Source organism: Rhodococcus triatomae, from assembly GCF_014217785.1.
GTDB classification, from domain to species: Bacteria; Actinomycetota; Actinomycetes; order Mycobacteriales; family Mycobacteriaceae; genus Rhodococcus_F; species Rhodococcus_F triatomae.
Genome location: NZ_CP048814.1, coordinates 1,785,459 through 1,800,625 on the forward strand (window position 1 = coordinate 1,785,459; position 15,167 = coordinate 1,800,625).

Consider the following 15,167-nt stretch of genomic DNA (forward strand, 5'->3'; position numbering starts at 1 on the left):
CGCCGCAGGTCACGGCGACGCGTCGCCGTCGATATCTGCGAGCGCCTCACGCACGGTCGGGAAGATCGCAGGCGTATCACTGGTCGTGGAACGAAGAAGTATGTCGCGGAACTGCCCCACGTCCCGGGCGATACGGAACTCAGTCCCGCCGCTCTTCAGCGATTTCCGTAACTGCTCGAGCATCGCCGCGGCGGTGACGTCGACGAACGGGGAGGTCTCGGCGTCGAGGACGACCACCTGCGTGTGGGTATCGACCATGTCCTCGATCCGCGACTTCACATGGTCGGCATTCGCGAAGAACAGGCCGGCCTCGACCCGGACGACGAGCACCCGAGGATCCGCCGCGGTCTCCGGGCTGTGCTGTGCGTCGACCCACCGCTCGCCGCTGCGGACCAGCGCCGTCACGTTCGGGCGGGAGGCGCGGTAGAGGAGCAACAGCATCGACACTCCGATCCCGATCACCAGACCCGGCAACGTGTCGAACAGCAGGACCCCGATCATGGCGGCGATCGCGCCGGCGAAGTCCGCTCTCGCCGCGTGCCCGTAGATGCTGCCGAGGCGTGACGTCCACACGGCGTACAGCCGGCGCAGCGACGCGAAGTCCACGAGTTCGATCACCGCCGCGATGACCACCGCCGCCAACGTGGCCTCGGGGAGCTTCTCGAACAGGCCGGTGAGGAACAGGAGGGTCAGTACCGTGAGAGCGGCAACGACCAACCCGCTGAGCTGCGTCTTCGCCCCCGCCCCACCGTTGACGGCCGTCTTCGACAGGCTTCCGTTGACGACCATCCCCGAGCACAGCCCGGAACCGAGATTGGCGGCACCGAGGCCGGTGAGTTCCCGGTTCGGCGAGATCTCGTACCCCTCCTTGGCCGCGTAGGTCTTCGCCGCGCCCAATCCCTCGGCGAACCCGATGAGGAGTACCCCGACCGCCGGGCCGAGGAGGTCGACGTAGTCGCCGAAGGTGATACCGCTCGGCAGGCCGACCGACGGCAGCCCCGACTCGATGTGGCCCACGATCTCGACGCCCTCGTCGTCCAGGCCGAAGGCGGTGACCGCGCCGATACCGAGGAGAACGGCCAGCAGCGAACCGGGTACCAGGGGCAACCATCGTTTCACTCCCAGTACGAGGGCGAGGCCGGAGGCACCCACGGCCAGTGTGCGCCAGTCCGTGCCGCCCAACCCGGTGAGCACACCCCACGACTGCTCGAAGAAGTTGCCCTCGGACTTGTCGATCCCGAAGAGCTTGGGCACCTGGCCGATGATGATCGTCAGAGCCAGTCCGACGATGAATCCCTTGAGTACCGGCTCCGAGATGAACGAGGCGATGAACCCGAGCCGGAGAAGACCCGCGAGGAGCCCGGCGATGCCGGTGGCGATCGCCAGCACCGCGGACAACGCCACGTATCGACCGCCGTCCGCACCGGCGAGCGGCGCGATGATGGCAGCGGACAGCGCCGCGGTCGCGGACATGGGGCCGACGACCAGGTGCCGCGAACTGCCCGCCGCCGCATACAGAATCAACGCGGGCACCGCCGCGTACAGTCCCACCACCGGCGGTACGCCGGCGATGGTCGCGTACGCCAGCGCCTCCGGCACCAGCACAGCCCACACCGTCAGGCCCGCGACGATGTCCGGCCTGATCCATCCGGGCCGATACCCGTGCAGCGACGTGAAGACCGGCACTCTCGTCATTTCCCCGCTCCCGAAGTGGTGTTACCTATCGGTGTCCCACGTCGTGACCGCCCAGATCACGACGATGTCGAGCGCGATGATCAGGATCGCCCACAGCGGGTAGTAGGGCAGCCACAGGAAGTTCGCGATGATCGACAGCGAGGCGAGAACGATCGCCACCACACGGGCCCACGTCGCCCCGATCGCGAGGCCGATCGCGCTGACCACGAGGACGACACCGAGCACGATGTGAATCCAGCCCCAGGTGGTCACGTTCAGCTTGTAGACGTACTCGATCCCGACGACGAAGACGTCGTCCTTCGCCACGGCGGCGATGCCCTGGAAGAACGAGAGGACGCCGACGACGAGCAGTAGGATGGCGGCACCGATGGAGGCGCCTGCGGCGAACCCCTGTTTGACGGTGCCGCCCTGAGAAGCGTTCGACATGTTGCGCACCCTTTCCGGAGACGACTGGTCCCCAGATCCTCCGGCCGTCCGGGCGCCGTGTCGTCATCCGTCGCGGGTGAGATCGCGGGTGAGATACGGCCCGTGCGCTCCACGTACAGGTGAGTACGCCGGACCGGGCGGAAGGTCAGGGCGTGGGGGCGTCGGCGGGAATACCCGCGACCAGCGCCATCGCCGCGTTCGCGTACCCGGACAGCCGTTCGTCGGTGAACGATTCCGGGTCTCCGACGGCCAGCCGGCCCAGCATCTCGGCGAACGTGAGCATCGTGTGGGCGACGAGGACGGGATCGAGCCCGGCGAGCCTCGGCTCGAGCAACGCCCCCATCCGCGCGAGTGCCTCGGCCTGCGCGAGAATCGCACCCCGCGACGTTCGCAGCCCTTCCCGATACTCGCCGGGCGCACTGTCCGGGACCATGAGGATCAGGCGCCACCGGGTGGGGTTGTCGAGGACCACCTTGACGAACGCGGAGACGGTGGCCGTGTAACTCGCAGCCGGTCCGATCGCGCTCAGGTCCGTGGGCATGGTGGCGCGGACCTGCTCGATACCGCGCTCACGCTCGCGATCGAGCAGCGCGGCGACCAGTTCCGCCCGGCTACCGAAGACGGTGTACAGAACGGGTTTGCCCACTCCGGCGCGCTGCGCGACGGCTTCCATGCTCAACTCGTGCAGCTCGGAGTCCCGGAGCAACTCGAATGCCGCATCGAGGAGTTGCGCACGGCGTTCCGCGGGGGGCAGACGCGGCGCGTACTTGCGTTTCGGTCGGTCGATGCGCGTGGCTTCGCGGGGCACCGTGGAATCACCTCCAGCTCTGTCGGCCCAGCGTACCCGCTCGCGGAGGCTCGGAGGGGCCCCGTGTCCGCAATTCCTACGCATCCGTTGTATTGAACTGGAGCAATTGCTACGGTTGCGTTCTATTCGCCGCCGGACCGGCGGCGGCCGGGGAAGGAGCCACGCGATGAAGCTCGATATCGACACACTGCGCCGCGACGACTACGGGTTCTTCGGCCCGGGCTCGCCGAGTTGGAAGGTCTGGGCGTCGCCGACGGCACTCATCGGATTTCAGCGCGCCGTCGTCCTGGAGCACTTCGACCCTGCCCTCGCGGCGTCCGTGGCCGACATGCGCGGCATCTACGCCGATCCGGCGGGACGGCTGGACCGTACGTTGGCGTACTTCCTCGCGGTCGCCGTCGGCGACGGGCGCACCGCGGTGGGTCTGTCCGAGCACCTGATGAGCGTCCACGCACAGTCCACCGGGATCGAGCCGGTCACCGGCAAGCGCTACAGCGCGAACAATCCCGAGTCCCAGCTCTGGATCCACGTCACCGGATGGCACTCGGTACTCAAGTGCTACGAGATGTACGGGCCCGGGCCACTGTCCGCCGACGCGGAGGCCCGATTCTGGCGCGAGTGCGTCGCCGCCGCGGAACTGCAGACCTGCAGACCCTCCGACGTGCCGACGTCGCGAGCGGAGGTGCGCGACTACTTCGCCGCCGTACGCCCCCGGTTGTGCACCACCGAACGTGCACTCGAGGCCATGCACTATCTGTTGCGCACGCCCCGGGGAGCCGGCCCGACGTACATGGCGCTCAGCCGGGTCACGGCGCCCGCCACCATTGCCACCCTGCCGGGGTGGATGCGGCAACTCGGCGGCTTCGACCAGAGTGCACTGACCGACCGGGCCATCGTCCCGGTCACCCGCGCGATCCACCGCACCCTCGCGGCTCGGAACGGACGCCTGCTCGTCGCCGGCGGCGGCCGGGTAGCACCGATGACGGTGCGCATCTTCGACCGGCACAACAGGGCCGGGGAACCGGCCTCTCCACACACCGTGACACCGGCGGGAGCGATGCGTCGTCACGGCTCACGTCGCGCCCGCACGGCCACCACCACTGCTGCCTCGTAGCTCCCCTGCCCCGACACTCCCCGCACCGGAAGGCGGCGCCAGACCGTGACCACCACATTTCCTCGCTCGGACGAGCTCTTCAACCCGAAGACGGCGGACTTCTCCCGATTCGATCCCTGCACCAGGGACAAGTTCCTACTGACCGTCGAGTTCTTCGAAAGCCGCGGAAAGGCCTGGCTCAACCAGCAGAACCGCGACCGGGTCTGGTATGCGGAGTTTCTCGAGTTCGTCTCGCGTGAGCGGATCTTCGCCACATTCCTGACCCCGGCATCCGAAGCGAACGGCGATCCGGACAAGCGTTGGGACACGTCGCGGAACGCGATGTACAGCCAGCTCCTCGGCTTCTACGGGATGCAGTACTGGTATGTCTGGCAGGTCACCATCCTGGGCCTGGGGCCGATCTGGCAGTCCCGCAACGCCGCTGCCCGCACGCGTGCCGCGGAACTTCTCGAATCGGGCGAGATCTTCGCCTTCGGCCTGTCGGAGCAGGCGCACGGGGCAGACGTCTACTCCACCGACATGGTGCTCGATCCTCGTGCGGACGGAACATTCGTCGCCACCGGCGAGAAGTACTACATCGGCAACGGCAATCTGGCCGCGATGGTGTCCGTCTTCGGTCGCCGCTCGGACAAGCCGATCATCGACAGTGCCGACATCGAGCGATACCGGCCGGAGGAGGACTTCGAGGGATATCTCTTCTTCGCCGCCGACAGCAGGCATCCGGCGTATCGGCTCCGAAAGAACGTGGTCGACGGCCAGATGTACGTGGCCGCTTTCGAACTCGACGACTACCCGGTGTCCGACGAGGACATTCTGCACGAAGGCAAGGACGCCTTCCACGCCGCGATCAACACTGTCAACATCGGCAAGTTCAACCTCGGCTTCGGCGCGATCGGGGCGTGCGAACACGCGATGTTCGAGGCCCTCACCCATGCCGACAACCGGATCCTGTTCGGACAACGGGTGACCGAGTTTCCCCAGATCCGTCGCATGAGCGCCGAGGCATACGTACGACTGGTGGGGATGAAGCTCTACAGCGAACGGGCCGTCGACTACATGCGTTCGGCCGGTCCGGATGATCGAAGGTACCTGCTGTTCAACGCGATCGAGAAGATGAACGTCACCCGCGAGGGCGAGAAGGTCGTGACCCTGCTCGCCGACACGATTGCCGCGCGGGCCTTCGAATCCGACATGTACTTCCCCATGGCCCTCATGGGTGTCACCGGACTCCCCCGGCTCGAGGGCACCGTTCACGTCAACATGGCGCTGTCACTGAAGTTCATGCAGAACTACATGTTCGGTGCGAGCGACGTGGGTCTCGCCGCTCTCCGAGCGTTGCCGATCGGACGCGCACCTCGCACCGCAGTCCGCGTCCTGTCCGCCGGCCTCCGCGGTCTCGGGGGCGCGGTGGCCGACAGTCCGGTCGCGTCCCGCATCCCCGCATTGCGCGAGGCGACCCGGGCATTGCCGGCCGTTACCACCAGGCGCGACGCGGTCGACGACACCTTCCTGTTCGCGCAGGGTCCGAGCAGGGGGCTCGGGAAGATCCGGTTCGCGCCCTGGCGACCGATCTTCGACAAGTTCGCCGACATCCCGAACGTCGCGGTGTTCGCGGGGCAGGTTCGTGCCTTCCAGACCCTGCTCGTGGCCGCCGAGCCGACCACCGAGCAGCAGTCGGACGTCGACTTCCTGTTCGGTCTCGGCGAGTTGTTCAGCCTCGTCCCCTATGCCCAGTTGATCCTCGAACAGGCCGAGATCGAAGGAGCCCGTACCGACGTCCTGGACCACCTCTTCGAGGTGCTCGTCACCGACTTCTCGACGCACGCGACCCGGCTCCACTGCAGCGCGGCGGCCACGGACTCACAGAAGACCCGGGCACTCGACCTGGTGCGCCGACCCGTGCCGGACCCGGAACGGGCGGATCGGATCGTCCGGTCGGCGCGGGCACTCGCAGGCTCGTACGCGATGCGGCCCTGATCAGCCGCCACCACGCGGTCGTCGCACGTGCCCCGTACCCGCGGCGACGGTCACCTCCGATTCCCGCCCCCAGACCATGCGTTCGGTTCTAGGCTCGCGTTCAGGACCGTGTTCACGGCCTACTGTGCACAGTCGAGATTTCGGGTCACAGTCGGGATTTCGGGTTCCCGCGGGACCCGAGAACAGTGGGAACGAGGTCGAGGTGCCGATATCGAGGAGTACGGATCCGCCGCGTGCGGATCACCGGACGGTGCCGCGGGAGCGGCTGCTGGATGCCCTGAGACCCGTCCTCGTCGGAGAACAGGCCGCTGACGTCGCACTGATCTGCGCACCGGCCGGGTCCGGAAAGACCCGCCTGCTCTCCGACGCGGCCGACCGCCTCGCGGGCGAACCCGACCCCCCGGTCGTCGTCTGGATCACCGCGCAGGACGACTCCAGCGCGACCGACTTCGCGAACGCCTGCCTCCGTGCCGTCCGCGCGACCGGCGATCAGGCACTGGTCGAGGCATGCTCCGGCCTCGAGCAGGGCCCCTCGGACTTCGGTGCACAGCTCGCGGAGGCTCTCGCCACCGCGGCGACCCGAGTGCACCTGGTCATCGACGATGCTCACCTGCTGGCCGGGCTCGATGTCCTCTCCGGGCTGGAAACCTACCTCCGTCACCAACCCGCACACGTGCGCACCGTCATCAGCGGCAGGTTCGAACCACCACTGGCACTACAGCGGCTCCGGCTGGACGGCAGACTGTTCGAGGTGACCGCGGACGACCTCGCACTCTCTCCCGACGAGGCCTCCGCGATCCTCGGCCAGCACGGCGTCCGGCTCGACAGCCGTGAACTCGCTGCCCTGATGGAACGCACCGAAGGATGGGCTGCCGGGATACGGCTCGCAGGGATGTCGCTGGCAGGCCACGCCGACCACGCCTCGTTCATCGACGATTTCCGGGGGGATCGCCGACCGGTCGCCGACTACCTGATCGAGGAGGTGCTCGCGGGCACTCCCGACCCGGTGCGCGACGTCCTCCTCCACACCTCGGTTCCCGAGTCCTTCACCGTCGAGCTGGCCGAGGACCTCAGCAGACGCGCGGATGCCGGGGCGCAGATCGAGTGGCTCGAGCGGCACAACTTCCTCATCACCCGGATCGAGGGGGCGCCCGTTCGTTTCCGGTACCACCCGCTCCTGCGCAGCTATCTCCGTGCCGAGATCACCCGACTCGGGCGCCGGGCGATCGGCGAACTGGAGACGACGGTCTCCCAGTGGCACGAGGACTTCGGTGAACCACTGGTCGCCCTCGAGCACGCCGTCAACGCCGCCGACACCGAACTGATCGTGCGGGTTCTCGAGCGATCGGGGCTCCCCCTGGTTCTCGACGGGCACGGTGACGCCGTCGAGGTCCACCTGGCGCGGGCGCCGCGGCGCGTCCTCGAGAACTCCGTGGTCCGCTCGATCCACGCCGCCGTGTCGGTGCACTCCGGCCGGTCCGAGGTGGCCGCAGCCGCCCTCGCCGACAGTGCGCCGGCACTCGACCATCGCGCCGCCGTCCTCACCGAGGCGCTGCGCACCCACATCGCCGTCGACGACGGCGGCCTTCCCGGCCACGGCACGCATCCGGAAGCGACCGGATACGCGGACCTCGATGCCTACGCCGCCCTCCAGCACGGGCGAGCGCTGACGGCGACCGGCGATCTGGACGCTGCGGACCGGGTCCTCACCGAGGCGCGCTCGCACGCCCGATATGCGGTCAGTCCACGGATCGCCGCCCACACCGCCGCGGCTCACGCCGTCCTCGCCGTGGCACGCGGTACCGGCACCCCCGACTGCCACGCGGCGGTCCCCCGATCGGCACCGACCGCCACGGCCGAGGACACCGTCAGCGGTGCGATCGGAATCCTGGCAGCCTCCACCATCAGCTATCAACGCGGCGAGAACCGCACCGGGCGATCGGCGGCGCTGGCCTACCGGCTTCTCCGCGAACACGACTCGGATCTGGCCCGCTTCGCGACCGCCGCCGCAGAGTTCTACGACCTCGCCGACGCGGAGCGAGACGAGTCATCCCGGGCAGCGTCGCCGGGCCTGCACGCCGTTCTCGCTCGCGTACACGCGAGCCTGCACCCGCTACCCACGCGCGCGGTGCCCCGCCCCCTCCTCGCCGCGTTGCTCCCCGCGGTGCTCACCGCCTCTCTCGCCGCAGGTGAGGCCCGCCGGGCCAACGACCTGGTCCGCGACGTGGCGTCCGACCCGGACTCCGTCGCGGAGGTGGCGCTGCTGCGCGCACTCGTCAGCATCCACGACCACCACTGGGATGCCGCACGGCGCACCGTCGCACCGATCGTCTCCGGCGAGGTGTCGTGCCGAGCCCGTTCGGGCACGGTGGCGGCATGGCTGGTGGAGGCACAGGCGGCGGTCGCGGACGCGCGCACCGTCCGAGCGCACGAGGCCCTCACCAGTGCCCTCGAACTGGCCGAGCCGGGCAGCCTCGTCCGTCCGTTCCACGAGGCCGGTTCCCCGGTCCGGGACCTCCTCGCGGAATCGAGCGGCCGGTTCGGCGGCGCGAACTCGTTCGCCGAACACATCCGGGCCACCTTCCCCTCCGTCGGTACGACGAGCAACGGCACGCTGACCCGTCGAGAACTCGAGCTTCTGCTCGAGCTCCCGACCTGGCGGACGTCCGAACAGATCGCGGCGGACCTGTGTGTGTCCGTCAACACCGTGAAGACACATCTGCGTGGGATCTACCGCAAACTCGGCGTCAATTCGCGACGCGGCGCGATCGCCGCCGCCCGACAGCAGGGATTGCTCTGACATCTCTGTGACTCCCCGGCCCTTCGACCGACACTCCGAACCACCGGCACGCCCGACGCGCGGGTCGGATTCACTGCGCCGTTCCTACTCTCGCGCGAGCTCGATTCATCAATTACGGGTGAGGCGTCGGCCCCGCTCACCGTCGATGCTGAGATCACCCCGCACGACAGTGAGGAGCCCGTGATGGCCTGTTCGGAATCGACGTGGCCCCCGTACGTCCGGTACTCGTTCACGATCAGCGGGGAGCTGTCCGAGCGGGTCCTCGCCGCGTTTCCCGAGTTGTCGACGGTGGAGGCGCCACGTGCCTTCACGACGCTCCAGGGACCGGTGTCGAGCCCGACGGCGCTGCGCGGACTGTTGGCACGTTTCGATTCCCTCGGTCTGACCGTCATCGAGATGTCGCGTCTGCCACACTGACCCGGACAAACGTCCGACAGGGAGGTTCTCTCGTGACTCAGCGCCGCAGTGTGCGCGTCGTACTCGCCACGACCACCGCAGTTCTGGCCGCTGCCCTCGCCGGAAGTGGAGTGGCACACGCCCAACCGTGGGGGCCGCTGGCACCGCCGAACCCCTTCCTCGGACCGACGGGTACTTCGACGATGCACGGCGACGCCGGATCGTCGGACGCGACGCCCTTCGCCGGCCCCGGCGCGGGCCCGGTGTCGGTGGGTTCCGCGCCACTGGCGGCCGCCTGCCCAACGCTGCTGGAGGGCTCGGACGGCATGATCGTCGCACTGTGCACGAGCGTGCTGGGCCAGGTGCCGACGGTGCACCTGATCGACCCGTCGGCACTGCCGCGAGACGGCGTCGCGTTCGGTGGGGCGTCCGTCGCCCAACTCCCTCTCGAGAAGGGCAGCCTGCTCGGGGGCGTGTACGCCTACCTCGACGACGCCGACCGGCTGGTCGCGGTCGACGGACACCGGCAACTCGTGCGGGTCGCCCACTCCCGCACCGCGGGCGGGTGGTCGCTCCGTATCGACGAGTCGACGGATCTGCGCGGCTCCATCGCCGAGGACGACGCCGTCACGGGACTCGCACCCGACTGGGACGGCACGGTGTGGTTCGCGACGGGGAAGGGCATCGTCGGCACGGTGGACCAAGCCGGGGCGGTGCGCACGGTGGCACTGCCGGAGGGAGAGCAGGTCCAGAACAGCATCTCGACCTCCCCCCACGGAACCGCGGTGGCCACCACCCACGCGTTGTACGAGCTGACGACGGGCGCGGACGGCTCCCCGCACGTCGTCTGGCGCGCCCCGTACGACCGGGGCGGCGCACGGAAACCGGGGCAGCTCAGTTGGGGCACCGGATCCACCCCCACCTATTTCGGGCCGCAGGCAGGCACCGAGTACGTGGCCATCGTGGACAACGCGGACGAGCAGGTCTCGCTGCTGGTGTACCGCAGTGGAACGGGCGAACTCGTGTGCTCGCAACCGGTGCTCGCGGAAGGCGGACCCGGTAGCGAGAACTCGCCCATCGGTATCGGGAACACGGTGATCGTCGCGGGCACCTACGGATACCCGTACCCCACCGTCCCGGACGGCGCCGGCCCCGCAGTCCCCGAGTCCGCGCCGTTCACCGGCGGAATGACCCGTGTCGATCTCGACTCCTCGGGATGCCACACGGTGTGGGAGAACGGCGTCCGCAGTTCCGCCGTCCCCCACCTGTCCACCGCGGACGGGCTCGTCTACACGGTCGCCCGAGGCGAGATGCTCGGCTCCTCCACGACGACCACGCCCGTCGACGGCTTCGCCTTCACCGCCGTCGACCCGGTGTCCGGCGCCGTGCTGCACACGACGCCGATGCCCGGCACGATCGTCAACGATCCACTGCAGATGTCTGCCCTGATCACCCCGCGAGGGGAGTACGTCCAGGGCACGATCACCGGGGTGGTCGCGGTGAGCCCTCGTCACGGTTAGTGACGGGAGGGAGGTCCCGGAGACGGCTTCAGGGGATGTGGATCGGCGTGGCTACGCGTCCGCGGCCGGTCGACGCGTCGGCGGCCCACCGCAGTGGCCCCTGCGCCGGCTCCCACGTGGCGAGCAGTCCGCCGACCTTGTCGGTCATCTCGCTGCGCAGCCGGTCGAACGAGTCGTCCGGATCGTCACCGACGTAGCCGAGGAGCAACCACCAGGCCCAGGCAACCGCGCCCGCGTTGGCGACGAAGTCGGGGATCACCGCGATCCCGCGGGCCGTCAGGTCCAGTTCGGCGTCCGGCGTGGTGGCGGCGTTGGCTGCCTCCACGACCACCCGCGCATCGACGTGCGCGCAGTTGTCACCACGCAGGGCGTAGGAGACGGCAGCCGGGACGAGGATGTCCACCGCCGTGGAGAGGACGGCGTCGCGCGGGAGCTGCTGTACGTGCGCCGGGACGCGAGTCCGGTCGATCTCGCCGTACGCATTGCGGGTGCCGAGTAGGGCGGGAATGTCGAGACCGTTGGGGTCGTACAGCGTGCCCTCGGCATCGGCGACCGCGACGATCGTCATGCCTGCGTCGTGCAGGTACCAGGCGGCACCGCCGCCCATGGTGCCGATTCCCTGGACCGCGACGGTGGTGTCGGCGGTACGCCACCCCCAGGTCGCCGCGGCAGCGAGGCAGGCCTGCGCAACTCCGTACCCGCCGATGACGTCTCCGAGCGGTCCGCCCCGCGCGTGCGCGTTGAGGCCGGCCATCACCCGCTCGGTGGTGGCCGCCGGGTCGGTCGAGCGTTCGATCGCCGCGTGGTACGACTGGCGCATCCCGAGCCGGGCGAACACCTCGTCGATGAGATGTTGCGGAACCCCCAGGTCCTCGGCGGTGACCCAGTGCCGGTCCAGGAAGGGACGCATCGCATCGCAGAACCGGGTGAGGACGTCGACGGCACGCGGATCCTTGGGGTCGAAGTCGATGCCGCCCTTGGCGCCCCCGATGGGGAGACCGAACGTGGCCGTCTTCGCGGACATACCTCGGGCGAGGTCTTCGACCTCGCTCATCGTGCAGCCCTTGCGCATGCGGGTTCCGCCGGTCGCCATCCCCGAGACGAGGGTGTCGACGACGAGGTAGCCGCGCGCCTCGGTGTCGTAGTCCGTCCACTCGATCCGCATGACGGGCTCGTGCCGCGAGGGCACGGCAGGTGTGGGTGCCGGGGTGGTGTGGGCCTCACGGGCCGGGGCAGACAGGAGGGCCGGCACGCTGGGCCGGTCCGTGCTCAACCGGTGGAGGGGGTGGTCCGCAATAGTCACTTCGATTCCTCCTGCGGTTGGGATTCGGTCGTGTTCTGGAGTTGCCGTCGTGTCGGGAAGACGACTGGGTCGCCCTGACGGGTGTTCCGGAACAGGGCTGTGCGATAGGGGTGACGGTGTTCGAAAATCGGCCGCGGTGCTCGAAATGCGGCCGTGTACACAGCATGCGGGCGGTTTCGGCTCCGCGTCCAGTTACTCTTCCTGGACCTGTTCGTTCACGAAGAATGGACTGTTTGCGGCGCGGACCGCCGCCGCGCCATATCGTTCGTCTATGGAGTTGTCGCTGCACCGCTTGAAGCTGCTCCGCGAATTGAGTCGGCGTGGCACGGTGACCGCTGCCGCCCAGTCGTTGAACTACACGGTGTCCGCGGTGTCGCAGCAGCTCGCTCTCCTCGAACGCGATGCCGGGACCCGGCTGTTCGAGAAGCGGGGGCGGCGGATGGTGCTCACCGAGGCCGGTCTCGTGTTGGCCGAACACGCCGAGGAGATCCTGGCGACCGTGGACCGGGCCACGATCGCGATGGAGACGGCCCGCAGCGGCGTGTCCGCGCGGCTCACCGCGGGAGTGTGGGCGTCGGTGGCTGCGGGCCTGTTGCCTGCCGCGCTGGGCATCCTCGAGCGGGATCACTCGGGTATCGAGGTGCGTACCAAGGAGCTTGCTCCCGAGGAGACGGCCGGCGCGGTGCGGGACGGGGCGCTCGACTTCTCGTTCGTCATCGACTACTCGAACTACCCGATGGCATGGGATCCGTCGCTCTCCCGGGCAGTGATCGCCCGGGAGCGGATGTACGCGGCACTCGCCCCGGGAACGGCCGAGTCCGATTCGATCCAGCTCTCCGAACTGTCCCGGCAACCCTGGATACTCGCCGGTCCCCGATCGCACTTCGGCAAGGCGGTGCGGCAGGCGTGTCAGCAGGCCGGTTTCGACCCGGTGATCCGACACGAGGTGGGCGAGCAGGCGACAGCTCTGGCGATGGTGGCGTCCGGTCTGGGCGTCACCCTCGTCTCGGATCTGGGTCTGTCACTCGTGCCCGAGCGGATCGACATCGTTCCGCTCGAGGATCCGTTCTTCCGGACGGTGTCCGTGGCACACCGCGCGTCGAGCACGCCCCGAGCCTCGGTCCAACTCGTGATCGACGCGCTGCGAGAGGCCGCAGAATCTCTCGGCCTCGGCGACGACCTCGCAACGGGCGCCTGACCGAACCGCTCCCCTTTTCCCGTTGTTGCTCTCGAACCTTCGGGAGCAACAACGGGAAAAGGGGAGCGCCTGTGACGGCCGAGCGGCTGTCACTCACCCACCGCGTCGCGCACCCGGGGGAACACCTCGCCGGTGAAGTACCTCGCCGTGGTCTCGGTAGGGGTGCCCGCCAGGATGAACGTGTCGAACCCTTGGGTGCGGGCCAGCGACACCAGGGTGTCCACGGCGTCGGCGCCCGGTTCGATCTCGCCGACGTTGAGGATCCTGCGGATCGATGCCGGGTCGCGTCCCGCTCGGGTGGCCGCGTCGTCGATCACAGCCGCCGCGGCGATGAGGCCGGCTTCGTCGATGTAGCCGAGGGACGGCACCCAGCCGTCACCGATCTCGCCGACGAGCCGGAGCATCTTCGGCTTGTACCCGCCGACCCAGATCCCGATGTCGTGGGCGGGAACGGGGCCCGGATGCACACCCTTGACGGAATAGTGTTCGCCGGGGAAGGACACCGACCGCTCCCCGCTCCACATCAGCCGACAGATTTCGACGGCCTCACGTAACGCGGCGATCGATTCTCCGGGCGTACGACGCGGCCCGCCCATCGCTGCGATGGCGTCCCAGAACCCACCGGCTCCGAGACCGAGTTCCACCCGGCCGCCGGACAGCAGGTCCAGGCTGGCCGCCGACTTCGCGAGCACCGCGGGCGGGCGCAGCGGCAGACAGGCGACGTCCGGGAACACGGTGACACGCTCGGTCCTGGCCGCGACGGCCGACAACAGCGTCCAGGTGTCGAGGAACCGGGACTGGTAGGGATGGTCCTGAATCCCGATCAGGTCGAAACCCGTGTGGTCGAGAAGAGATGCAGTGTCCAGCAATGCTTCCGGGGCACCGGCGTCGGGTGTCAGGAACCAGCCGAACTGCAACGGATGGTGGGGCATGTGGGCTCCTTCGCTGGGCGTATCCCGATGCTAACCGCGGCGCATCCCGTAACCTCGCCGATTGTGTGGAGTGCGATACGCCGATCGTGGCCGGCCCTGACGGCGCTCGCCGCGGTCACCGCACTCGTCGCCGGGTGTGGCGCCGCCGACATCGCCGCGCCCGCTCAGGCCGCCAGGTACTCCACTGCCAGCGGCCCCATCCGGATTCCCTACGGCGAGGCTCCGGACAATTTCGGCGATCTCTACCTCCCGGGCGGCGGCGACAACCTGCCGGTCGTGGTCATGATTCACGGTGGCGGCTGGGGCCAGACGCACGATCTCACCTACACCGGGCCGCTCGCGACCGATCTCACCCGCGAGGGCATCGCCGTGTGGAACATCGAGTACCGCAGGGTCGGCGGGGCGGGAGGCTGGCCCGTCACGCTCACCGATGTCGTGGCCGCGACCGATGCCCTCGTGAGCGAGGTCCAGCATCATGCCGAGGGCCGGCTGGATCTCGACCGCGTACACGTCACGGGCCACTCCGCAGGAGGCCAGCTCGCCGCCTGGATCGCAGCGCGCGCGACGACGTCCGATCCCGCAGCCCCCGGCGAGCGTCCGCATGTCCCGGTCCGCAGCGTGACGACGATGGCCGGTGTCCTGGACATGCGCCGCGCAGCCGACGCGGGTGACCAGTTCGTCCGGAATCTGCTGGGCGGCATTCCCGATGGACTACCCGACCGCTATCACTGGGCGTCGCCGATCACACACCTACCGTTCGGTGTCCCGGTCACCGCGCTCCACGGCACCGAGGACAGGACCGTCTCCCCCGAGCAGCCTCGCCACTTCGCCGATGCCGCACGATCACACGGCGAACACGTCGAGGTGATCATGCTGCCCGGGGTGGGGCACGGCGATTTCGGCCGCGTGGACTCGTCGGCGTGGCAGGCCACACGTGCAGTGCTGGTCGAACGGGTGACGCGCGCGGACGACTGACCCCGGGACGGCGGTTACGGCAT

Annotated in this window: 12 protein-coding genes; 7 read left to right on the forward strand and 5 right to left on the reverse strand. The window is 68.9% G+C overall.

Translation table 11 applies throughout. From position 1 onward, the window contains the following. Positions 1-9: 9 nt before the first annotated feature. From G4H71_RS08375 to G4H71_RS08385, 3 genes are all read right to left on the reverse strand, one after another. Positions 10-1,695: a SulP family inorganic anion transporter gene (locus G4H71_RS08375; RefSeq protein ID WP_072737340.1), complete on the reverse strand. Its 1,686-nt coding sequence runs from the start codon at positions 1,693-1,695 to the stop codon at positions 10-12. A 21-nt stretch (positions 1,696-1,716) separates the two neighbouring features. Then, a complete protein-coding gene (locus tag G4H71_RS08380; protein ID WP_072737540.1) occupies positions 1,717-2,121 on the reverse strand; it encodes a DUF7144 family membrane protein in 405 nt (134 codons plus the stop codon). A gap of 145 nt (positions 2,122-2,266) precedes the next feature. Beyond that, a complete protein-coding gene (locus tag G4H71_RS08385; RefSeq protein WP_246442384.1) occupies positions 2,267-2,929 on the reverse strand; it encodes a TetR/AcrR family transcriptional regulator in 663 nt (220 codons plus the stop codon). A gap of 166 nt (positions 2,930-3,095) precedes the next feature. Here G4H71_RS08385 and G4H71_RS08390 point away from each other — a divergent pair, with 166 nt between their 5' ends. The 5 genes from G4H71_RS08390 to G4H71_RS08410 all read left to right on the forward strand — a co-directional run bounded on the left by G4H71_RS08390 (position 3,096) and on the right by G4H71_RS08410 (position 10,736). Continuing rightward, complete coding sequence (locus G4H71_RS08390; protein ID WP_072737341.1) at positions 3,096-4,043, forward strand: oxygenase MpaB family protein; 948 nt, start codon at positions 3,096-3,098, stop codon at positions 4,041-4,043. Between the two features lie 45 nt (positions 4,044-4,088). Next, entirely contained in the window at positions 4,089-6,020 is a 1,932-nt protein-coding gene (locus tag G4H71_RS08395; RefSeq protein WP_072737342.1) for an acyl-CoA dehydrogenase family protein, read from the forward strand. A 202-nt stretch (positions 6,021-6,222) separates the two neighbouring features. Continuing rightward, entirely contained in the window at positions 6,223-8,820 is a 2,598-nt protein-coding gene (locus G4H71_RS08400) for a winged helix-turn-helix domain-containing protein (RefSeq protein ID WP_169847134.1), read from the forward strand. A gap of 183 nt (positions 8,821-9,003) precedes the next feature. After that, entirely contained in the window at positions 9,004-9,237 is a 234-nt protein-coding gene (locus G4H71_RS08405) for a DUF8691 family protein (RefSeq protein ID WP_072737543.1), read from the forward strand. A 32-nt stretch (positions 9,238-9,269) separates the two neighbouring features. Then, positions 9,270-10,736 (forward strand): hypothetical protein, encoded by a 1,467-nt coding sequence (locus G4H71_RS08410; RefSeq protein ID WP_072737343.1) that lies wholly within the window; start codon positions 9,270-9,272, stop codon positions 10,734-10,736. A 28-nt stretch (positions 10,737-10,764) separates the two neighbouring features. Here G4H71_RS08410 and G4H71_RS08415 read toward each other — a convergent pair whose 3' ends face one another. Beyond that, on the reverse strand, positions 10,765-11,901 hold the full coding sequence (locus G4H71_RS08415) for a Glu/Leu/Phe/Val dehydrogenase dimerization domain-containing protein (RefSeq protein WP_083343049.1): 1,137 nt from the start codon (positions 11,899-11,901) through the stop codon (positions 10,765-10,767). Positions 11,902-12,310: 409 nt separating this feature from the next. Here G4H71_RS08415 and G4H71_RS08420 point away from each other — a divergent pair, with 409 nt between their 5' ends. After that, positions 12,311-13,237 carry a LysR family transcriptional regulator gene (locus G4H71_RS08420; RefSeq protein WP_072737344.1) on the forward strand — a complete coding sequence of 309 codons (927 nt, stop codon included), beginning with the start codon at positions 12,311-12,313 and terminating at the stop codon, positions 13,235-13,237. An 89-nt stretch (positions 13,238-13,326) separates the two neighbouring features. Here the strand turns inward: G4H71_RS08420 and G4H71_RS08425 are convergent, their stop codons facing one another. Continuing rightward, a complete protein-coding gene (locus G4H71_RS08425; RefSeq protein WP_072737345.1) occupies positions 13,327-14,169 on the reverse strand; it encodes an LLM class flavin-dependent oxidoreductase in 843 nt (280 codons plus the stop codon). A gap of 63 nt (positions 14,170-14,232) precedes the next feature. Here G4H71_RS08425 and G4H71_RS08430 point away from each other — a divergent pair, with 63 nt between their 5' ends. Next, positions 14,233-15,144, forward strand: a complete 912-nt coding sequence (locus tag G4H71_RS08430) for an alpha/beta hydrolase family protein (RefSeq protein WP_246442382.1) — start codon at positions 14,233-14,235, stop codon at positions 15,142-15,144. Positions 15,145-15,167 lie beyond the last annotated feature (23 nt).

Bases quoted from the DNA above. Each gene is read 5' to 3' on its own strand.
- G4H71_RS08380 (WP_072737540.1), bottom strand. From the start codon at position 2,121: ATGTCGAACGCTTCTCAGGGCGGCACCGTCAAACAGGGGTTCGCCGCA.
- G4H71_RS08425 (WP_072737345.1), bottom strand. From the start codon at position 14,169: ATGCCCCACCATCCGTTGCAGTTCGGCTGGTTCCTGACACCCGACGCC.
- G4H71_RS08375 (WP_072737340.1), bottom strand. From the start codon at position 1,695: ATGACGAGAGTGCCGGTCTTCACGTCGCTGCACGGGTATCGGCCCGGA.
- G4H71_RS08390 (WP_072737341.1), top strand. From the start codon at position 3,096: ATGAAGCTCGATATCGACACACTGCGCCGCGACGACTACGGGTTCTTC.
- G4H71_RS08415 (WP_083343049.1), bottom strand. From the start codon at position 11,901: ATGCGGATCGAGTGGACGGACTACGACACCGAGGCGCGCGGCTACCTC.
- G4H71_RS08405 (WP_072737543.1), top strand. From the start codon at position 9,004: ATGGCCTGTTCGGAATCGACGTGGCCCCCGTACGTCCGGTACTCGTTC.
- G4H71_RS08420 (WP_072737344.1), top strand. From the start codon at position 12,311: ATGGAGTTGTCGCTGCACCGCTTGAAGCTGCTCCGCGAATTGAGTCGG.